The 20936-nt window shown below is 70.5% G+C and carries 16 protein-coding genes; 6 read left to right on the top strand and 10 right to left on the bottom strand.

Going from position 1 to position 20936, the window contains the following annotated elements; genetic code table 11:
- Nucleotides 1-20 precede the first annotated feature (20 nt).
- The 6 genes from ACFWXC_RS28550 to ACFWXC_RS28525 all read right to left on the bottom strand — a co-directional run bounded on the left by ACFWXC_RS28550 (nt 21) and on the right by ACFWXC_RS28525 (nt 5685).
- Nucleotides 21-989, bottom strand: coding sequence for a transketolase family protein (locus ACFWXC_RS28550; RefSeq protein WP_384483151.1), 969 nt, complete (start codon nt 987-989; stop codon nt 21-23).
- Complete coding sequence (locus ACFWXC_RS28545) at nt 986-1828, bottom strand: transketolase (protein WP_384483150.1); 843 nt, start codon at nt 1826-1828, stop codon at nt 986-988. The genes ACFWXC_RS28550 and ACFWXC_RS28545 overlap by 4 nt, the downstream gene beginning before the upstream one ends.
- The gene (locus ACFWXC_RS28540; protein WP_384483149.1) at nt 1825-3120 is read right to left on the bottom strand and encodes a DegT/DnrJ/EryC1/StrS family aminotransferase; all 1296 of its coding nucleotides are present in this window, start codon (nt 3118-3120) and stop codon (nt 1825-1827) included. The genes ACFWXC_RS28545 and ACFWXC_RS28540 overlap by 4 nt, the downstream gene beginning before the upstream one ends.
- A 43-nt stretch (nt 3121-3163) precedes the next feature.
- On the bottom strand, nt 3164-4216 hold the full coding sequence (locus tag ACFWXC_RS28535; protein WP_384483148.1) for a BtrH N-terminal domain-containing protein: 1053 nt from the start codon (nt 4214-4216) through the stop codon (nt 3164-3166).
- A 1-nt stretch (nt 4217) separates the two neighbouring features.
- Nucleotides 4218-4628 carry a hypothetical protein gene (locus ACFWXC_RS28530; RefSeq protein WP_384483147.1) on the bottom strand — a complete coding sequence of 137 codons (411 nt, stop codon included), beginning with the start codon at nt 4626-4628 and terminating at the stop codon, nt 4218-4220.
- A gap of 325 nt (nt 4629-4953) precedes the next feature.
- On the bottom strand, nt 4954-5685 hold the full coding sequence (locus ACFWXC_RS28525) for a sulfotransferase family protein (protein WP_384483146.1): 732 nt from the start codon (nt 5683-5685) through the stop codon (nt 4954-4956).
- Nucleotides 5686-5944: 259 nt separating this feature from the next.
- Here ACFWXC_RS28525 and ACFWXC_RS28520 point away from each other — a divergent pair, with 259 nt between their 5' ends.
- From ACFWXC_RS28520 to ACFWXC_RS28500, 5 genes are read left to right on the top strand one after another with little or no spacing between them, the layout of a single operon-like run.
- Nucleotides 5945-6823 (top strand): RimK family alpha-L-glutamate ligase, encoded by an 879-nt coding sequence (locus ACFWXC_RS28520; protein WP_384483145.1) that lies wholly within the window; start codon nt 5945-5947, stop codon nt 6821-6823.
- The gene (locus ACFWXC_RS28515) at nt 6820-7944 is read left to right on the top strand and encodes a M20/M25/M40 family metallo-hydrolase (protein ID WP_384483144.1); all 1125 of its coding nucleotides are present in this window, start codon (nt 6820-6822) and stop codon (nt 7942-7944) included. Before ACFWXC_RS28520 ends, ACFWXC_RS28515 begins: the two co-directional genes overlap by 4 nt.
- Nucleotides 7945-7949: 5 nt before the next feature.
- Nucleotides 7950-12044 (top strand): amino acid adenylation domain-containing protein, encoded by a 4095-nt coding sequence (locus tag ACFWXC_RS28510; protein ID WP_384483175.1) that lies wholly within the window; start codon nt 7950-7952, stop codon nt 12042-12044.
- A 10-nt stretch (nt 12045-12054) separates the two neighbouring features.
- Nucleotides 12055-13209, top strand: a complete 1155-nt coding sequence (locus ACFWXC_RS28505) for an acyl-CoA dehydrogenase family protein (protein WP_384483143.1) — start codon at nt 12055-12057, stop codon at nt 13207-13209.
- A 1-nt stretch (nt 13210) separates the two neighbouring features.
- Nucleotides 13211-14284 (top strand): acyl-CoA dehydrogenase family protein, encoded by a 1074-nt coding sequence (locus ACFWXC_RS28500; RefSeq protein WP_384483142.1) that lies wholly within the window; start codon nt 13211-13213, stop codon nt 14282-14284.
- 4 nt (nt 14285-14288) lie between these two features.
- Here ACFWXC_RS28500 and ACFWXC_RS28495 read toward each other — a convergent pair whose 3' ends face one another.
- The 4 genes from ACFWXC_RS28495 to ACFWXC_RS28480 form a co-directional block, all read right to left on the bottom strand.
- The gene (locus tag ACFWXC_RS28495; protein ID WP_384483141.1) at nt 14289-15002 is read right to left on the bottom strand and encodes a response regulator; all 714 of its coding nucleotides are present in this window, start codon (nt 15000-15002) and stop codon (nt 14289-14291) included.
- A 148-nt stretch (nt 15003-15150) separates the two neighbouring features.
- The gene (locus tag ACFWXC_RS28490) at nt 15151-15327 is read right to left on the bottom strand and encodes a hypothetical protein (RefSeq protein ID WP_384483140.1); all 177 of its coding nucleotides are present in this window, start codon (nt 15325-15327) and stop codon (nt 15151-15153) included.
- A gap of 126 nt (nt 15328-15453) precedes the next feature.
- Nucleotides 15454-18483: a BTAD domain-containing putative transcriptional regulator gene (locus tag ACFWXC_RS28485; RefSeq protein WP_384483139.1), complete on the bottom strand. Its 3030-nt coding sequence runs from the start codon at nt 18481-18483 to the stop codon at nt 15454-15456.
- A 151-nt stretch (nt 18484-18634) separates the two neighbouring features.
- Nucleotides 18635-19585: a phosphoribosylglycinamide synthetase gene (locus ACFWXC_RS28480; protein WP_384483138.1), complete on the bottom strand. Its 951-nt coding sequence runs from the start codon at nt 19583-19585 to the stop codon at nt 18635-18637.
- Nucleotides 19586-20272: 687 nt separating this feature from the next.
- On the opposite strand from ACFWXC_RS28480, the gene ACFWXC_RS28475 reads away from it, so the two are divergent.
- Nucleotides 20273-20821, top strand: coding sequence for a DUF1062 domain-containing protein (locus ACFWXC_RS28475; RefSeq protein WP_384483137.1), 549 nt, complete (start codon nt 20273-20275; stop codon nt 20819-20821).
- The last annotated feature ends 115 nt before the right edge of the window (nt 20822-20936 follow it).

The following is a 20936-nucleotide window of genomic DNA, read 5'->3' as shown; positions in this document are numbered from 1 at the left end:
TCAGGCCTCCTGCCCTGTGGTCACGTGGGGACGGCCTCTCGGGCGGGCCGCCCGGAGGCAGCGGCCGCGTCGAGGGCGGTACGGACCGTCCTCACCACCCGCTCCGCGGTGAGGCCGTAGTGGTTGACGAGGTGTTCCTGGTTGCCGACCGTGTCGACGAACTGGTCCGGCATGCCAAGTCGCAGCACCCTCGTGGGCGCTGCCTCCGCCAGTGCTTCGGCCACCGCGCCACCGAGACCGCCGCCGCGCCAGTGCTCCTCCAGCGTCACCACGAGTGAGGCCGGCCGGGCCGCGGCCACCAGTGCCTCCGTGTCGAACGGCCGCAGGGTGTGCATGTTCAGCACGGTCGCGTCGATGCCCTGTCCGGCCAGGACGTCCGCCGCGGTGAGGCAGGCGAGCACGGGGTACGGACCGCAGCTCGCGAGCACCACGTCGCCGCCCTGGCGCAGCGTCTGCGCCTTCCCGATGACCGGCGGCGGCGCCGCGGGCAGGGCAGGCGTCGCTTTGCGGCCGAGCCGGACGTAGAGCGGTCCGGGCAGGTTCGGGCTCTGCTCGACGAAGGCCTCCGTGGCGGCGGCGTCGGCCGGCACCACCACGGTCATCCCGGGCAGTACCCGCATCACGGCGAGGTCCTCCAGGGCCTGGTGGGTCGGGCCGAGGTGGCCCGCGGCGAGACCGCCGTGAGTGGCCATGATGCGGACCGGCAGCCGGTTGTAGGCGATGTCGATCTTGATGGCTTCCAGTGCCCGGGACGTGGCGAAGGCGGCCATCGTGTTGACGAACGGGACCCGCCCGCACGCCGCCATCCCGGCGGCGATGCCCATCAGGTTGTGCTCGGCGATACCGAGGTTGAGGTACTGCTCGCCGGCCGCCTCGGCGTACTCGGCGTTGAACAGACCGGTGTCGGAGTCCAGGCACATCAGCTCGGGGCGGCGCTTCAGCAGGGGGAGGAGACGGTCCCGGTACGCCTCCCTGGTCGCGCGGCTCATCCCTCGGCCTCCGGAGCTCGCAGGGCGCGGACCGCCCGCGCGTGGGTGCGCGGTGACAGGGTCACGTAGTGGCTGGCGCTGCGGCCGGCCAGGAACGGCAGCCCCTGGCCCTTGACCGTGCGGGCGATCAGCACGCTCGGCTTGCCCGGTTCCCACGGCGCGGCACCCAGGTGGTCCGCCAGCCGGTCCGGGTCGTGGCCGTCCACGTCGCGGACCGCCCAGCCGAAACTGCGCCAGCGGTCGGCCAGCGGTTCCATCGGCGCGATGCCGTCGGTGGCACCGGTCAGCTGCAGTCCGTTGCGGTCCACCACCGCGACCAGCCGGTCCAGGCGCAGCGACGCGGCCGCGATGGCCGCCTCCCACACCGAGCCCTCCTGGAGCTCGCCGTCGCCGAGCAGGACGAAGGTGCGCGCGTCACGGCCGGCGTACCGGGCGGCCAGCGCGAACCCGCACCCCAGCGCGAGTCCGTGGCCGAGCGATCCGGTCGGCATCTCCACACCGGGCACCGCGCGCACCGGATGACCCATCAGTCTGCTGCCGGGGCGCCCGTATCCGGCGAGTTCCGCGACCGGGAAGAAGCCCCGTTCGGCCAGCGTCGCGTAGAGGCCGACGGCGGCATGGCCCTTGCTGAGCAGGAAGCGGTCGCGATCCGGGTCGTCCGGCCGCAGCGGGTCCACGTTCAGCACCGAGAAGTACAGCGCGGCGAGCACGTCGGCGCAGGAGAACGCACCGCCGAGGTGGCCGCCCTCGGGCCCCGCGCACATGTCGACGACGTGGGAGCGGATACGTGCGGCAACCGTGTCCAGGACGGCCCGCTCCAGGACCGGGGTGACGGTCATGAGGCGGCCTTCGCGAGCGTGGCCACCATGTCCCTGTTCGCCCACACCTTGTCGAAGGCGTCCGCGTACAGGCCGAGCAGTTCGCCCGCCCCCGGGTGGAGGTGACGTTTCTGGATGGTCAGGGAGTCGGCGATGACCGCGCGGGTCACCGGGTAGCCCTCGCCCTTGACCGTTCCGCGTGCGCCGGTCACGGACCACGGGTAGCCCGAGCCGAAGCCGACGCGGTCCACGAACACGTTCTGATCGGGCAGCGGCATGAGCTGGTACTGCGACATCGGTACGCCCTCGGCCCGCAGCAGTCGCCGCAGAGCCGAGCGCAGCGCCTCCGGTGGCACGCCGTCCAGGCCGAACGCGGCCGGGTCGAAGCGGAACCGCAGGATGTGCCAGGCGTGGGTGGTGTCCGGGAGCGCGGTCGGCACCTGCAGGCCGGGCAGCTGCGAGAGTCGTGCGAGGAACTCGGTGACGTTCTGCTGCCGCGTGCGCTCGTACCCGTCGAACCGGGCGAGCTGCGCGTTGGTGAACGCGGCCTGGAGGGCGTTCATCTTGTAGTTCCAGCCCAGGCCGTGGGACACGTAGTCGCGCTCGCGGCCGGCCTCGATCACCTCGCCGAACTGCCTGCCGCGGCGCATCGCCTCGGCCAGTTCGGCGTCGCGGGTCACCAGCAGGCCGCCCTCGCCGCAGGTCGGTATGTTCTTGCTGACCTGGAGGCTGAAGGCGCCCGCGTCGCCGATCCCGCCGACCGGCCGCCCATGGTGGGTGGCTCCGGGAGCCTGCGCGGCGTCCTCGATCACCGCGAGGCCGTACTTGCGCGCGATCGCGGTGATCCGGTCCATGTCGGCGGGCGCGCCGTGCAGGTGCACGGGGACGATCGCCTTGGTCCGGGGCGTGATCCGGCGCTCCATGTCGTCCGGGTCGATGTTGAAGGTGACCGGGTCGATGTCGGCGAAGACCGGAACGGCCATCTGGTGCACCGGTGCGAGCCCGGTCGCGATGAAACTGAGCGCGGGCACGATCACCTCGTCCCCCGGTCCGACGCCGAGCGTGGCCAGGGCGAGGGCCAGGGCCGCGGTGCCGTTGGACACCGCGACACAGTGCTCGAAGCCGAAACGGCGGGCCCAGTTCTCCTCCAGGTCGGACACCGGATTCACCCCGTCGGTGTCGGACACCAGCCGTGCGCCGTCGAGCGCGTCGAGGACGGCCTTGCGGTCCTCCTCCTCGACCAACGGCCACTGCACACGGCGCCGGTCCCTCGGCACGGCCGCCGTGCCGCCGAACGCTGCCAGCTTGCTCATCACTCTCCACTCCACAGGGCCACGGTGGTCGATACGTGTGTGGTCACAGCCGCACCGCCGCCGCACCGACGGCGTCGACCGCACGCTCGTACGTGCCGCGCAGCGCCGTGACGTGGTGCGCGATGTCGGATGCGGCCGCGGCCGGGTCCTCGAGCCCGTGCGCACCGGTGAACCGCAGTCCGGTCCACGCGTGCGCGACGGCCTCGACCGCGCGTCCCGCTCCGGCGAGCGCCGGATCGTCCCATTCGCGGCCGCAGCGGCGCAGCAGCTCACCGTGGAGTGATGCCTGCGCCTGCATGGCCCAGCCGAACGGGTACAGCTCCCGCAGCGCGCCGGCGTCCGCGGCCCGGCACCGGTCGAGCAGTTCCGCGGCGAACTCGCCGTATCCGGCGAGACCGGTGCGGGCGGAGGTGGTCGTGGTGAAGCCGTCGACGTCGGTGCGCAGGTAGCCGCCGAGCAGTTCGGGCGTCAGGGGCGCCGGCGGGACGTCGAGGCGGACGTCGAGACACCGCCGGCCGATCCGTGAGTCGCTGAAGAACTTGTCCTGGACGTCGGTCGGGTTCGCCGAACCCCAGCTCAGCAGGAACTTCTCGATCGGGACGGCACCGCGGAACGCGGGCGGCATCGCGTCCGAGACGTAGACCACCCCGCGGGTCTCGTCCAGGCCGTAGATCACCACCAGGTGCGCGGCGTGCACGTCTCCGTACGCGGGCCGGAACGGCAGGTGGTAGTTGTCCACGGCCGCGATGACCAGCCGGTCGTCGGCCAGCGCCGCACGCACCTCCCGCCAGACGTCGTTCTCGTCGGCGGGCTGCCACCAGCGCGCGTGCAGTTCGTGGTGCGGTGCCAGGGCGGCGCCGAGGTCGGTGCCCCCGGACTCGTCGGCGGGGCACGGGTAGTAGAACTCCTCGGACCTGACGTCACCCTGCAGGTGCAGGAACCGCCAGCCCGCGCCGAGCACGGCCAGCGGGTCGGCCCCCTCCCGTATCAGGAGGGCGCCGAACGTGGACTGGAGGCAGCTGACGAGGTCGCGGTACCACCACTCGGGTTCCGCTCCGTTGATCATGTACGTCTGTGTCGTCACGTCGACGGTCATGTCAGGGCTCCGTCCGCTGGAGGGTGACCGCGAAGACATGCACCGCGACGTTGCGGGGCAGCAGGATGCCGGTGAGGCCGGCCCGCCGGGTGACCGGCACGCGCTGGGCCCACATCACGGCCGGAACGCCTCGTTGCACGTGGTGCGGGTAGTGCATGACGAGGCTCTCGAACGCCTTGACCTCGCCGAACCAGGCGGGCGCCGCCCAGAAGTCGGAGATCCGCAGCGGTTCCGTGTCGACCGAGCCGTCGGCGAAGTTCAGCTCGACGGTGTCCTCGCAGCGCCGTTCGGACGCCGCCAGGACATGGATCCAGTCGTACCGGCCCTCAGGGACCCGGATGAACTGTCCGGCGCAGCGGACATTGTCCGGTCCGTCGCAGACCGGAGGAAACTCGAAGGGAACACCGGCCACGTGGACAAGGCTCTTGCCCGCGGGCAGGTATTCGGCCGCAAACGAGTTTCGCCATACATTGAACGCCCCCGCTCTGGTCTCCGTCGCCGCGGAGATGGCTATGTTGTTGCGATGGCCGGAGATGTCGACCGTATCGCACAGCCTGCTTCGGGCGGAGGACACCGAAATATCTGTCAAGTGACCCACCTCATCGATATGCCATTTTACGTCCCAAATCTAGCCCGGTCATTCACGCTCTTCGTCCGTACCGTGATTACCTTGAATACCCGAAACGCCGTTCGGCGCACTCGCCGGGTAATCATGTCGACTATTCCGGTCGGCATGGTCACGGCCGGAGCGCGACGGCGCGCAGCTTCTCGTAGTACGGCAGGTGGTAATCGCGATAGGCGCGCAGTGTCGGGTCCGCCGCGACCGTCTCCGCTCCACTGCCCGAACTGCGTGCGAAGCCGGCGGTCCGGCTGGTCGACCGGTGCCATTTGCTGGTCGACTGCCATTCCGACCGCATTCCGGGCTGCCAGCTCAGCGCGTCGGGCAGGAAGGGGATGCCCACGGCCTCGCAGTACGCCCGGACGGTGTCGGCCGGCCGGTCGAGCAGGTCGTCGGAGTCGATGACGACCGGCGTGGTGCCGGTGGCGGCCTGCACGGCGGTGAAGATCTCGTACAGCCGGGCGAAGCCGATCTCGTCGCGGCCGAGGTCCGGGTTGAGCGCATGATGCGACGCGATCGCCTCGGCCGGGTCACGGATGATGAAGGTGTGCGTCGCGACCGAGAGGAATTCCTCGTCGGCGAGGAGCGCCGGGTACGGGAAGTCCGTGGTGTCCTTGAAGAACACCGGCCTTTCCGCCGCGATGGCACGAAGCGCCGCCAGCACATCCTGCTCGGTGTGCGCGATCCGGTCGCCGACTTCCACCTCGCCGAAGTCGACCACCCGGGAGAACGGCTCGTGCACGACGACACGGTCGTCCCGCTCCGTCATCATCCGCGCGAACGCGGTGGAACGGCAGCGCGGCGCGCTCCACAAAGCGAGTACCGCTGTCCGCCCCGATGTGTGTCCCACGATTTCCCCTCGTCTCTTGTACGCAGTCTCTTGTGCGCAGAGAGCCAATGCGACAGGTATTCAAGGCAAGAGTGGCACAGCGGCCGGCCGCACCACGTAATCAGAATTCGCAGCCACACGGCGGAAAAGTCAACGAAATGCGTCCCCGTCGATGAACTTATCGCGGACGCACAAGGTGCCGGTGTGCTCCTAGTTTTCTTTCCACGCGACGGACCGGTTGTCCCGTCCGGTCAATCAGTGGTTCTAATACGGAGGTCACGTGTCAGCGACACCAGAGCGCCTGAGTGACCGCAGGATCGCGGTGCTCGCCAGCAGGGTCGGCGCGGACGAGAAAAGGCTGTTCGACGCTTTCGACCGGCGAGGTGTCCCCTTCGACCACGTCGACACGCGTCGGCAGTGGTTCCTGGCCGGTGCGCGTGACCTGCCCTGGGGTCTCGCACTGAACCGGGAGATCGGACAGGTCCGCGCGGCGTACGCGGCCCGCTGCCTCACCGCGGCGGGAGTCGACGTGGTCAACAGCGTGGACGCGACCGAGGTGTGCGGCGACAAATGGCGGTCCACCCTGGCCCTGGAGGCGGCCGGGGTGCCGACACCGCGCACCGCGCTCGGCCTCACTCCGCAGGCCGCGCTGGCCGCCCTCGACTCCATCGGCTACCCGGCGCTGATCAAACCCCTGGTCGGCTCGTGGGGCCGGCTGGTGGTCCAACTGCCCGACCGCGCCAGTGCGGAAGGTGTGCTCGAGTACGCCGCCGCACTGCCCGGCCCGCAGTCGCACCTCGGGTACGTGCAGGAGCTCATCGAGAAGCCCGACCGGGACATCAGGGTGATCGTGGTCGGTGGCCAGGTGCTGGGCGCCGTCTACCGGACCGGTGAGTCCCTGCGCACCAATGTGGCACTCGGCGGGCAGACCCGGCCGTGCGAGGTGACACCGGAGATCGACAAGCTCTCCCTCAACGCGGCCGCCGCCGTCGGCGCCGACATCGCCGGTGTCGATCTGATCGAGGACCGCGACGGCCGGCTGCTGGTCCTGGAGGTCAATCACCGGGTCGAGTTCTCCGGCTTCCAGTCCGCGCTCGCCGACCGGGTCAACGTCGCGGACCACATCGTCGACCACCTACTGGAACGAGCGCAACGATGAACTGGGCGTTCACTTCTTCGGGCGGCGTCACCGAGACGTACGCCGCCGGACTGCTGCGCGAGATGCTGGAGATCCCCTCCTCCTCCTACCAGGAGTCCCAGCTGGCCGGCTACCTGGCCGAAGCTATGACGGACCTGGGCTTCGGGGCCCACATCGACGGCGTGGGCAATGTGATCGGCGTGATCGAGCGCGGTGCCGGACCGACCGTGATGCTCCTCGGGCACATGGACACCGTCTCGGGCCGGCTCCCGGTCCGCTCCGAGGACGGCAGGCTCTACGGCCGCGGCGCGGTGGACGCGAAGGGACCGCTCGCGGCGATGATCTGTGCCGCGGCCGGCGCGGTGGACTTCCGCGGCCGGATCGTGGTGGTCGGCGTCGTCGAGGAGGAGACCCCGCGCTCGCGTGGCGCGATGGCGATCCGCGCCACCCACGCCCGGCCGGACGCGCTGATCATCGGCGAACCGAGCGGCTGGTCGAGCGTGGTACTCGGCTACAAGGGCAAGCTGGACCTGCGCTACACCGTCAAGTGTCCTGCCACCCACCCGAGCAACCCGGTGCCGAAGGCGTCCGAACTGGCCTTCGCCTGCTGGGGCGCGCTGGTCGATCTGCTCGGGCCGGACGCGAGCCACGCCGTGTTCGACCAGCCCGGCGCGACCCTGTGCCAGTTCAACGGCGATCTGACCGCGGCGACGGCCGACCTCAGCATCCGCATCCCGCCGGGATTCGACGTCGACGAGCTGGTGAGCGGGCTGCGTGACCGGCTGACGGCGGGCAAGCTCGAAGTGCTGAACTCGGTGGCCGCCTGCCGGGTGGGCCGGGCCGACCCGGCGGTGCGCGCGCTGGTGTCCGGCATCCGGAAACTGCACGCGCGGCCACGCCTCGTGGTGAAGACGGCCACCTCCGACATGAACACCCTCGCCGAGGTCTGGGACATCCCGATGGCGACCTACGGCCCGGGCGACAGCAGCCTCGACCACGCCGACGACGAGCACATCATGCTCTCGGACTACCTGCGCGGCATCGACGTACTGACCATCGCCCTCTCGGAGTTGGCCCGCCTGCCCGTGCGCTCGGACGACCGGGTGAGCGACGCGCCGGTGCCCATGAGGAGTCTCAGGTGACCGACATGACCCAGCGCCTCGCCGCGCTGCCCGCACAGCGCCGTGCGCGGTTCCTCACCCGGCTGAGGGAGCACGCGGAGGCCGTGGCGAGGCGAGGCCCGACGCCGCGCGGCGACACGGGTCCGACGCCGCTGTCGCACGCGCAGCAGAGCTTGCGGTTCCTCGACGCCCCGGCGCCGGACAGTCCCGCCTCCGGCACGTCGCTGTGCCTGCGTCTGCGGGGCGGGCTGGACACGGACGCGCTGCGCTCGGCGCTGGCCTCGGTCGTATCCAGGCACGAGGCGCTGCGGACCGCGATCGTGGTGCGTGAGGGCGCTCCGATGCAGGTCGTCGCCACCGAGGTCCCGGTCGAACTGCCGGTGGTCGAGGCGGAGGGCGACGACCACGAGCAGCGGTTGGCCGCCGCACGGGCACTGGCCGGGCGACGGGCCCGCGAACCGTTCGACCTGAGCCGGACGCCGATGTGGCGCGCGGTGCTGATCAGGGTGGCGCCGGACGACCACCTGTTCATGTTCGAGGTACCCACCGCCGTCTGCGACGCCTGGTCGCGCGGGGTGCTGATGCGTGAACTCGCCGAGTTCTACCGGTCGTCGCGCGACGGCGACGCGCCGCGGTTGCCCGGCCTTCCCGTGCAGTACCCGGACTACGCGGTGTGGCAGCGCGACCGGCTCGACAGCGCGCAGCTGGACAGGCTCGCCGCGTACTGGCGGGACAGGCTGGCCGGCGCCGAGGTACTGGAGTTCCCGACCGACCGGCCACGGGGTGAGACACGGACCTTCGCGGGTGGCAGCGCCCGCGGCATCGTCGGGCACGAGGCCCTGGAGCGCGCGGGAGAACTGGCCCGGCAGGAGGGCGTGAGCCCGTCCGACGTCCTCGTCGCCGCGTTCTTCACGCTGCTGCATCGCTACTCGGGCCTGGACGACCTGGTGATCGGCTCGCCCGACGCGAACCGGCGGCACGACGCCGTGTCCTCGGTGATCGGCCTCTTCACCGACCTGCGGGTGCTGCGCGCGGACGTCTCCGGCGACCCGACCTTCCGCGAAGTGGTCCAGCGGGTCGGGCGCGCGTCGTCCGAGGCCCGCACGCAGGGCGGCCTGCCGTTCGACAAGCTGGTCGACGCGGTGGACCCGGTCCTCGACCCGTCGCGCTCGCCGGTCTTCCAGATCGTGTTCGGCGTGGAGAACCCGGACACCACGACCGGCCTGCCCGGCATCGCCACCTCGCACGAGGACGTCCCGTCCGGCACGTCCCGGTTCGACATGAGCTGGAATCTGGCGGAGCCGGCGGCTCCCGGCGCCGACGCGGTCCTCGGCATCGAGTTCAACACCGGCCTGTTCGACGCCGAGAGCATCGCCAGGTTCGCCCGGCACTACGACGGGCTGCTGCACACCCTGACCGCCGCCCCGGACGCCCCGCTGTCCGCCGCCGAGGTGCTGAGCCCGGCGGACGAGGAGTTCCTGGCCGAGGCCGGCCGGGGACCGGTGCGACCGATCCGCGAATCCACCGTGGTGGCGGAGTTCGAGGCACGCGTCCAGGAGTCCCCGGACAGCGTGGCGGTCGTCGTCGCCGGCGTCGAGACCAGTTACGCCGAACTCAACGCCCGGGCGAACCGGCTCGCCGCCCTGCTGCGCGAGCGCGGTGTCGAGCCGGGCACCCGGGTCGGCCTGTGTCTGCGCAGGAACCTGGACGTGCCGACCGCGATCCTCGCGGTGCTCAAGACCGGCGCGGCCTATGTGCCGCTCGACACGGCACATCCCTCCGGACGGGTCGCGGAGATCGCCGCCGACGCGGAGGTGCGGGTGGTGATCGCCCACGCCGAGGCCGACAAGACCGTGAGCGAGGTCGACGCGCCCGTGGTGACCCTGGACGACGTCCGTGGGGAACTGGCGGCGCTGCCCGGCCACAACCCCCCGCTCGCGGCGCGGCCCGGGGACGTCGCGTACGTCATCTACACCTCCGGCAGTACCGGCAAGCCGAAGGGGGTGCTGCTCGAACACCGGGGCGTGGTCAACTTCATCGACTCCACGCGGGACCTGTTCGGCCTGTCCCCGGCCGACCGGGTGCTCGGGTTCGCCTCGGTGACCTTCGACGTCTCCGTGTTCGAGACGTTCTCGGCGCTGCTGACCGGAGCCCGTCTGTGCCTGGCGACCGACGACGAACGGCTGTCCGTCGACCGGCTCCAGGCGCTGATGGAACAGGCCGGCATCACCGTCATCGACCTGCCTCCGACCGTGATGCCGCTGCTGGCGCCCGAGAGGTTCACCGACCTGCGGATCGCGTTCGTCGGCGGCGAGGCGTTCAGCGGTGAGCTGGTGAACCGGTGGAACCCGGGCAGGCGGCTGTTCAACGGCTACGGGCCGACCGAATGCACGGTGACGATGATCGTGGAGGAGTGCCCGGGCACCTGGGAGGCCTCACCGCCGATCGGTCTGCCCATGACCAACCACGTGGCGCACGTGCTCGACCGCGACCTGCGCCGGGTGCCGATCGGGGTGCCGGGTGAACTGGTCATCGGCGGCGGCGGGTTGGCGCGCGGCTACCTCAACCGGGACGAGCTGACGGCGGAGAAGTTCATCGCCGACCCGTTCGGCACCGCGCCCGGTGAACGGCTGTACCGGACCGGAGACCTGGTGAAGCGGCTGGCCGACGGGCGGCTCGTCTTCCTCGGCCGGATCGACCAGCAGGTCAAGATCCGCGGGCTGCGGATCGAACTGGGCGAGGTGGAATCGGCGTTGACCGGCTTCGACCGGATCGGGCCGGTGAGCGTACAGGCGTGGACCGACGGCAACGGGGACAAGCACCTCGTCGGCTATCTGACCGGGATCACCGAGCAGCAGGTGCCGGCGGTACGCGAGCACCTGGGCACGCTCCTGCCGTCGTACATGATTCCGTCGTACTTCGTGGTCCTCGACGAGCTTCCGCTCACCAGCAGCGGCAAGGTCGACTGGCGCAGACTGCCCGCACCGGACCTGAGCCGTACGGGCGAGGGGCCCGGCGACGAGACGCTCACCGCGACGGAACGCAGGCTGCTGCGCGATGTGCTCGCTCCCCTGCTGCGCGACGACCGGATCGGCGTGCGCGACGACTTCTTCCTGGCAGGCGGCAACAGCCTCCAGGCCGTTCAGCTGATGTCGGCGATCAACCGCAGGTTCGGGGTGGAGATCGCGCTCGGCGACTTCTTCGTCTCGCCCACCGTCGCCCACCTCGCCGCCACCATCGACGCCGTCCGCGCCGCACAGCGCGATGACGACGGCGATCCGCTCGATGCGCTGGAGAGCCTGTCCGGGCCGGAAGCCGCCCGGACGGCCGCGCCGGGTGACGACCGGGCACCGGTGGTGATGCGTGCGTCGGGTCCGGCGCAGGCGATCCTGCTGCACCCGTCGGGCGGTGAACTTTTCTGCTACATACCGCTGGCCAGGGCACTGCGCGCGGACATCGGCGTGACCGGTTTCGCCGCCGATCCACGCGACTTCCTCGTGGCCCCGCAGGACGGACTGGCGGCGGCCGCCGCCAGGATCGCGCACTCCCTGACCGAGGCAGGCCTGCCTCGGTCGTGCTGCCTGGCCGGCTGGTCCTACGGCGGTGTGCTCGCCTTCGAAGTCGCCCGGCTCATCGAGCGCAAGACCGGGGAACGACCGCCGCTGGTCCTGCTGGACGCCGCCTACGACGAGGACTCCGTCCCCCTCGACGAGACGACGGTGCGGCAGCGGTTCGTGCACGACGTCGCCAGGCTGACGGGACGCGACGGCCCCCAGGTGCGCGAGGTCCTCGACGACCCCGCCGTCGGCGTGGCCGACGTCAGGGCGACGCTTACCCGCCTCGGCGTCGAACTGGAGCTCACCGAGCAGGAGTTGACCTCCCGCTTCGAGACGTTCCGGTCCTCCGCCCTGTCCATGCAGGCGTACCGCCCGCCGGGCCCGTACGGCGGACCGGTCACCCTGCTCACCGCCTCACCTCACCTCGCCATGGAGGAGCAGTGGCGGACGGTGTGCACGGGCCCGTTCCGGGCCGAAAGCGTTCCCGGCGACCACTACACCCTTTTCACGGAACCGGCGTTGAGCCGGGTCGTCGCCGCCATCGAAGAGACGCTCGCCCCTTGAGGAGACGTACATGCGGTTCGGATTCACCGAGGATCAACAACGGTTCCGGGCGGACGTGCGCAAGGCCCTGCGCTCCGCCGAGGTGCGTGCCGCGGCGGCGGAGGCCACCGGCGCGGACGGTGTCGAGCCGGACGCGCGCCCGCTCTACCGTCTGCTCGGAAAGCTGGGCCTGCTCGCCGTGCACTGGCCCGTCGAGTTCGGCGGAGAAGGCCGTCCACTGGCCGATGCCGCGATCGTCGCCGAGGAACTGGTGCGCGCGGGAGTGCCGGACACGTTCCATGTCAACAGCATCCAGATCGTCGGCCAGTTCCTGCTGATGGCGGGCAGCGACGAGCAAAAGAGCCGGTATCTGCCCGCGCTGGCCCGCGGTGAGAGTTTCGCCTCGGTGCTCTACACCGAACCGGACGCGGCATCGGATCTCGGTGCGCTGCGGTCCGTGGCCGAACCCGACGGCGACGGCTACCGGATCACCGGCACGAAGGTGTTCAGCCTCAAGACACGGTTCGTCGACCTCGGACTGTGCGCGGCCCGTACGACACCGGGTGCCGGGAAGTACCAGGGGATCAGCCTGTTCCTGGTCGACATGGGCGCCCCCGGTGTGACGGTGTCGGTGATACCCGGCGTCGGCGACGAACACTTCCACCGGGTGGACCTCGACTCGGTCCCGGTGCCGGGCGGCGACCTCCTCGGTCCGCGCGACGAGGGGTGGCCACTGCTCAACGAGGCACTGGCCATCGAGCGCACCGGGCTCGACTACTGCCTCAAGGCGGAGCACTGGCTCGAGGCCGCGCTGGACGCGCTGGTCGACGGCGACCCGGGCTCCCCGCACGACGACCGCATCGAGCAGATCGGCCGCTGGTACGGCGCGCTGACGGCCGACCGGGTGCTCGCCTGGGAGGTCCTCACCGGCATCGCGTCGGACCAGGTCGATCAGGTCTCGACGGCCGTCGCCAAGTACCACAGCAGCGAACTCGCCCAGAGCATCGCGGCGTGGGCCGCCGACATCCCCAGCCCCGAGCAGCGCGCGAACCGCATCAGGGCTGCGCTGACCCTGGACTCCGCCTACCGGGAGGCGCCGGGGCTCACGCTGTCGGCGGGGACCTCCGAGGTGATGCTCCAGATCATGGCCGCCGCGTTCGACTCCATCGGACAGGAAGAGCACTGACATGGACCTCACCCCCGATCCGCTCGGCATCCAGTTGCGCAGGGCATTGCGTACCGGCCTTGCCGGCGTCCCCGCCCGGACGGAGCTGCACGGCGCACCGGTGACCGACGGAGCCTTCGGCCCGACCCGGACGGTGCTCGACGAACTGGGCGCGGCCGACTTCGAACGGCCCGCCTCCGTCGGCGGCCTCGACCTCGGTCTGACGGCCGGGGTGCTGGTCAGCGAGGAACTCGGCCGCGCGGCACGCGGAAACCCCTACCGGGCCGACGCGACGGCAGCCGACATGGGCGGTCCGGCGGGCGCGGCACTGGCGGGCTGGGAAGCGCTGCCGGCCGGCAGTGGGGTCACCGCGACCCCGCGAGCGGGTGGCTGGGAGCTGACCGGCACGGTCACGGTCGACGACGCGAGCGCCGGGACGCTTCTGGTGGCGACCAGGACGGACAGCGGGCCGGTACTCGTCGCGGTGGATCGCGGGGCGTCCGGCTGCACCACGGAGGGCGGGTGCTGGCCGCCGGTCGCCCGGTTCGCGGCCACGCCGGTCACCACGGCGGACGCCGTCGGGACCCTGGACGACTCGCCCACCGGTCCGCTCACGCGGGCGCGCCTGCGGCAGGCCGCCTACCTGCTGGGCATCGCCGAGGGCGCGCACCGGGCCGCGGTGGAATACACCGGTTTCCGGCGGCAGTTCGGCACCAGGCTGCGTGATCTGCCCGCGGTCTCCTTTCCGTTGGCGCGAGCCCTGGTGGGGCTGCGCGCGGCCAGGGCGGCGGTGTACCGGGGGGCCTGGCTGGTCGACTCCGAGCCGGACTCCGTCGGCACCGCGCCGGTCATGGCGCTGGCGCTGGCCGCCGAGACCGCGCGCGACGTGGTGCGGCTGAGCATGCAGAGCTGCGGGGTGCGCGCGATGACCGCGGAACTGGGCCTGCACCGGTACTTCCGGCTGGCCGCGGCCGAGTCCGCCCGGTACGGCGATCCCGCCGCGCTGTGGCGGACGGTCGGCGCCGACCGCATCCGAACGGCTCGGCGCGCCGCGGTCGGCACGGAGCTTCCCGTCGCGACGGCAGCCCGGCCGTAGGGGGTCAACTGGCACGCAGGCCCCCCGTCGACAGCACCCTCTCGTCGCCGAGGGGCCGGCCGACCGAGTGGGTGAGTCCGGTCCGGTAGGCCAGTGACACGAGCTCGGCGCGGTCGCGGACGCCGAGCTTGGTACGCACTCGGTAGAGATGGGTACGGACCGTGGCCTCACCGATGATCAGTTCGCGGGCCACCTCCTCGGTGGACATGCCCAGCGCCACCATCCTGGTCACTTCCCGTTCCCGCGGGGTCAGCTCGGTCATCTCCGGGCACGTCGCGGCCTCCTGGGGCTCCGGCTGCGCACGGAACCAGGTGACCAGGCGCTCCGCGATGTTGGGCGCGAGCATGGTCTGCCCGGCGGCTGCCGCCTGGATCGCGGTGATCAGCTCCTGCGGACTCGCGTCCTTGCCGAGCAGGCAGCTCGCGCCGGCATGCAGCACGTCGCTCACCGTCTTGTCGGCATCGGACGCCGTGAACACGACGACGCTGGGCGACTCGTCCTCCTTGTCGAGTCTGCGGATCAACTCAAGACCGGAAATGGTCTGGAGATTCAGATCCGTGACCACGACATCGGGCCGCATGGTGCGCACCAGAACGATGGCTTCCATGCCGTTGTGGGTCGTGCCGATCACATCGATGTCCGGCACCGCGTCGAGGAGGGTCTTGAGACCGTCCGCGATCACGGGCAGCTGATCACAGATGAGCACCCGAATGGCCATTATGTTCCCCCTCGATGCGGATTGCGTAGAAGCCTCGTTGTCACGAACGGGTTCACGGCGCCCCGACGGCGCGAGGCTCGCCCCGGAACAATGACTCTTCCGGGTGGGGGGGGGGGTGGGCCCAAACCTGTGGTTGCGCCCCACCGGCTCAGCCGTTGCCGTTGTTGTCCGTCGTCCCGAAAACGATCGCTTCCGTCGAGGAGGCGGCGGCGACGGCGCGCTGCTGGACCGTCCCCTGCGCGCCGGCGTCGGAGGAGGTCGTGAATCCCCCCAGAAGCGCACCGAGAGCGATGACGGAGGCGGCGGCGATAGGGGTGAAGCGCATGGTGAACTCCTTTGGAGAGAACGTCCGTTTCGACTCCACTGATGTTCGCGATCTGCCTTCCCGGCCCGTTCCCCTCCGGACACCCGCCGGATCCCCCTGCCGTGGGCCGCACGACCTGCGGGGGACTCAGCGTGCGCTCTCCGGCACCTTCATGAGGGAGAAGAGGTCGTCCGCCGCCGAGCGGTGCTGCCGGGCCAGCTGCGCGTCTCCCTGGGCCTCGGCGGTATGGCTGAGGCCCCACAGCGCGCAGGCCTCGTCGTAGCGCAACTCCATACGGCAGGCGATCTCGTGGGCCAGCAGCTGCTGAGCCTGCGCCGTGTCCAGATCTCCCTGCGCGTACCGCACCCGCCCCACCGAGAGGTGCACGGTGGCACGGTGGATGTCGTCGGTGCTGCTGGTGGCCTTGGCGAGGGCGTGGTCGGCACTGTCCGCCGCCTCCTCCAGCTCCCCCATACGCGCCAGCACGTCGGCCCTGCGGGCGAGGACGAGCGGCAGCACCGAGGGCATGCTCATGCGCTGGCACCGTTCCAGGGCCGCGTCGGCCCAGGCGAGCGCCTCCTCGAAGCGGCCGAGGCGTTCGATCGCCTGGGAGAGATTGCTCAGCGCGTCCACGGAGAGCTGTATCTCCTTGATCGAGTCGAAGATGGTCACCGCCCTCTCCGCCGACTGCGCCGCCTCGTCGAACATCCCGAGCCGCACCTGGACCAGGCTGAGCGTGCTCAGCGACGAGCCGTCGAGCCGCGTGAAGCCGAGCTCCTGCGCACGCGCGTTGGCCTCCTGGCACAGCTGCAGGGCGCGTTCCAGCTGCCCCATGCTGTTGCAGGCCTGTCCCAGCCGGGCCCGGCACTCCGCCTCGCTGTGCACATCGTCCATCTGCCGGGACAGGTCCACGGCCTCCTCCAGCCGGGCGACGGCCTCGCTCAGCTGCCCCAGCCGCCACTTGCCCATGGCCAGATTCATCAGGTTCAGCCGGGTCAGCGACCGGTCCCCGAGCTGTCGCGACGCGCTGACGCCCTTCTCCAGCGCCGCGTTCGCGCTGGCATCGTAGGCGCGGATGCTGGAGTGGAAGCCCAACTCACGCGGCAGCCGCGCCGCGTGCCACAGCAGTCCCTCCTGGTACGCGGCGTCCACCGCCGCCAGCAGACTCTCGCGGTGTTGGTCGAGCCACTGGAGCGCCTTGTCCTTGTGGTCGAACTCGCCGCGTGCCTGGCCTCTTTCGTCGCCGTCCCCGAAGTGGCGCCGTCCGGGAAACAGCGTGTCGCACGCGCGTTCCGCCGCGATCAGGTAGTGGTCCAGCAGCCGCCGCACCGCCTGCCCGTCCTCCGGCGCCTTCTGGCTCTGCGCGACTCGCTGCACGAAGCTGCGCACCAGGTCGTGCAGCGCGTACACCCCCGGCTCCCTGGCCTCCAACAGCCGTACGTCCACCAGTTCTTCCAGCACGTCCTCGGCCGCCAGCACGTCGGTGTCCAGCAGCGCGGCGGCTTCTTCGGCATCCAGATAGCGTCCGGGGTGATGCCCCAGAAGCCGGAAGGCCGTTCGCTGCTCCCGGGGCATGGACTGGTACGACAGCAGCAGCGCGCCCGCCACTCCCCGGCCCTCGCTGGTGAGTTCGTCCAGGCGCCGGTCGTGGTCCCGCAGCCGTTCGACGAGTCGCTGGACAGTCCACTGCGGACGGTTCGCGAGCCGGGCGGCGGCGATCCGGACCGCCAGCGGCAGACCTCCGCACAGCCGCAGCAGCTCACGGGCCGCGACCGGCTCTCTTTCGACGCGTTCGGCACCGAGGGTGTTACGCAGGATCTGGTGGCTCTCCGGCTCCGGAAGGGCGCCCAGGGAGAGCCACTCGGCTCCGTCGAGTCCGGTCAGCCGCGGCCGGCTGGTGATCAGGACCAGGCTGTCGGACGAGGCGGGGATCAGCTCCCGCACCTGCTCCGAGGCGGCGGCGTTGTCCAGGACCAGGAGCATGCGACGCCCCCGCATGTAGGACTGCCACCGCGCGGCACGGCCCGCAGGCACCGTGGGCAGTTCCTCGCTGGGGATGCCGGCGGCGGCGAGCAGGTCTCCCTGTGCCTGGAACGCGCTGAGCGGCGTCTGCCCCGGTGTGAAGCCGTGCAGGTCGATGAAGAGACTGCCGTCCGGATACTGCTCGGCCAGTTGATGGGCGGCGCGGATGGCCAGTGCCGTCTTGCCGCCGCCGCCCATGCCGTCGAGGGCCAGGACCGTGGGTGCCCCCTCCAGGGCACGCCTGGCCGCGTCGCAGACCCACTCCAGCTCGGAGCTGCGGCCCGAGAAGTCGGGCACGTCGAACGGCAGCGCGTGCGGAGCCTCCGTCGCCTGGTGCTGGACACGGGACACGGCGCGTTCCGGGCGGGTGAGCGACGGGTCCTGGCGCAGGATGCGTTCGTGCAGACCGGTCAGCTCCGTGCCGGGGTCGATACCCAGTTCGTCCGCGAGGTGTCCTCGGGTACGGGCGAACTCGTCGAGCGCGGCGGCCTGCTGGCCGGAATGGTAGAGAGCGAGCATCAGCCGGCTGCGCAGCGTCTCGCGCAGCGGATGCTCGTCGACGAGGACCCGCAGCTCACCCGTGACCTCGGCGGCCTCGCCCGCGTCGATGCACAGGTCGTAGAGCTGCTCGGCGGCGGTCAGCCGCTGCTCCTCCAGAGCCGTCGAGGCGGCGTCGACCACGCGGCCGCCGGAACCGGCCAGCACCGGCCCGCGCCACAGCGCCAGCGCCTCACGCAATTGTCCGGCGGCCTGCTCGGCCTCCCCCGTCTCCAGTGATGCTCTAGCGAGCCTCAAGAGTTTCTGGAAGCGCAGGAGATCGAGTTGCCCGGTGTCGACGACCGCGCGGTATCCGGGCCCGTCGGTGACGATGATGTCGGGGCCGTGCGGAATGCGGCTGCGCAGTTTGGCGACCGTCTTTCGTACCTGATGCTCGGCGCTGTCCGGCGGTTCGTCGTTCCATGCGGCCGTCACCAGACGGGAGACGGGCACGACACGGCCCGCTTCCAAGAGCAGCATCACGAGAACGCGCTGCTGGAGAGCCCCGTTGACCGATACGAGTTCGCTGCCGCTACGGACTTCCAGAGATCCCAGAACGGCGAATTCCGCTCTGGGACCTGTATCGCCTTCTATTTGACTCGATGTCGCGGCCCGCACCTTATCCTCCCCCGTCAGCGATGAGATGGGACACACGCCACAGAGGGTAGATCATCTCGCGGAGCACACGCACCAGGCATGTCGGATCCCGCGTCTCGTCCCCCCGTGCCTTCGCCTCGTGCAGAAGGAAAACATAACTACCCGGCGCGCGTCACCGGGCAGTTGGCCGGATATCGGCGACGAGATCCTGTCGTGCCTTGGCGACCCGCTCACGGGTGACCTCCGGTGTGCTCCCCTCCACGACCACGTAGGCGCGCCGGGCGCGCGGATCACCGACCGGCGCGATACGGTCACCGACCGTATACGGGAAGCGGGCCCCGCGGACCCACGGGGTCACGGCGATGTCCTCCGTGCCGGTGTACGTCTCCAGCCGCCCTTCGGGCAGCAGGAAGAAACCGAGCTCCGCGTACTGGGAAGCCTTCGGCACGACCGGGCGTTCGCCCCGGAAACCGGCGAAGACCGCCGCCTCCAGGTCGAACCCGCGTGCGATCTCGACGAGCAGGGGGATACGGTCGGCGCCCAGGTGCGGGCGGCAGGACACGACCCGCGGCCCGTAGGGCAGCAGCGCCACCTGCGTGTGGGCCGGGCCGAAGCGGTATCCGCCGGCCGTCAGCCGCTCCTCGACCGCCGCCGCGATGATCTTCTGTTCGTCGTCGGTCAACGGCGCCGGATGGAGGTAGCCGGTGACGAGGAAGTGCGGTGGCCCCGTGGTGCGTTGAGCCGTCATCCCCACGACGTGATGGGTCCCGTTCACGGTCAGCGTCTCGACGCTCACCCTGGGAGCCTCCACCGGGGCCGAGCCTTCCCCGTCGCCGGACCGGAGCCGTTCGTACACCGCCGGCGGGTTCGGAGACAGGCCCAACTGCCATGCCTCCCGGGCCACCGGCAGGACGGAACTGCCATGTCCGCAGTGCAGCACGGCGCCGATGTCATGGCGCCGCGCGGTCCGCGCGATGGTCTCGCGCAGTGCGGTCTCGTCGGTGAAATCGGTGAACAGCAGTTCCTCGGAGACCTCTTCGACGCGGGGCGCGAAGTCGGCCTCCAACTGCGACGGATCCCATACCGACCAGATACGGAACCCCTGCTCGGCTCCCTTTCGCACGAGTTGATGACTCGGCATCACGAGGAGCAGCCTGAACTGCGAGCTTCTGGAAGAGAATGCACACATACATGCCACTGTGTAGTGCGGTCTTCCCTCCCCGATCCCCTTCCCTTCCCCTCACCGGGCGGCCTCGGCCGACGGCGGCTCAGCGCTCGTGCCGACTCGCGCTCCGCTGACCTCCGTTGCCCGGACGGCAGCGCGCACCCCGCCGTGACCGAGCGGCCTCGCGTCGGCCGCTGCCACTGCCGCGGCCGCCGGACTCCGGACTCCAGACTCCGGACTCCGGACTCCGGACTCCGCTGCCGGATTCGGAGACGGGTAAGCGAGATACGCAGCCGCAGCGGAGGAAAGTCAACGCGATGCGTACGGGCGGTTGAACCTGCCGCGGACGCGCAGAGTGACGGTGTGTCCGTAGCGTCCGACGTACTCGCCGGCACGGCGCAAGTCGCCCCGATAGCACCGGTGATGACACGCCGATCGATATACAGAACCTGGTGGTGAGATGTCCGAAAACCAGTGGAGCAGTGTCGCCGTTTATCACTACCATGCTGCCGGGCCAAGTCGTCTAGTCAAGGACAAACCGTTGTACACCCTGTGAAGCCTCCCGAGCGCTAATTCGTCGCGCGTCGCGCATATGCGTCGCGCTGCTTTTTGCTGCGAGCTTCTCACTGAAACAGGTGTACTTCTGTGCTCGAAAACTGGGTAGTCGAACCCGTCTGTCTGCCGCTCATTCGCCGCCGTTGCCACGTGTGCGCGTCCGACAGTTTCCGGACCAGCGGCAAATTCCGCGTCAACGCGAACCACAAACTTATCGACGTCTGGCTCCTCGCGCTCTGCACCGCTTGCGGGGAGACCACAAAGCTCACGGTCATGGAGCGGATGAACGTGCGCTCCGTACGACCCGAGTTGCTGGACCGACTGCATGACAACGACCCCCGCCTGGCGGCCGAACTGCTCCAGGATCCGGTCGTGCGGCGCCGCAATCGCATCGCCCTCGACTGGGACGACGCCTGGCGACTCGACACCGGCGGATCGGATCACCTGGACCGCGAGGTGATCGACGTCTCGGTCCGCTTCGCGGCGCGGATCCCCGTCCGGCCGGTACGGCTGATCGCTGAAGGCTGCGGTCTTTCACGGGCCGAGGTCGAGAAACTGATCACGGACGGGAAACTCGTTTCCGCGGTCCGGCTGAGCGGCAAACTCTCCGGCGACTTCACCTTCACACTGAAGCGCTGAACCCCCACCCGACCAGGGCCTGTCCGGCGAAATCCACCGGACAGGCCCTGGAGGACTGATGAATTCACGTCCGCGAACACGTCCATTCACCGGGACGCCTCACGCGTGAGGTGCT

The organism is Streptomyces sp. NPDC058683 (assembly GCF_042716195.1).
Lineage (GTDB): Bacteria > Actinomycetota > Actinomycetes > Streptomycetales > Streptomycetaceae > Streptomyces.
This window is presented reverse-complemented; position numbering and strand designations above follow the sequence as displayed.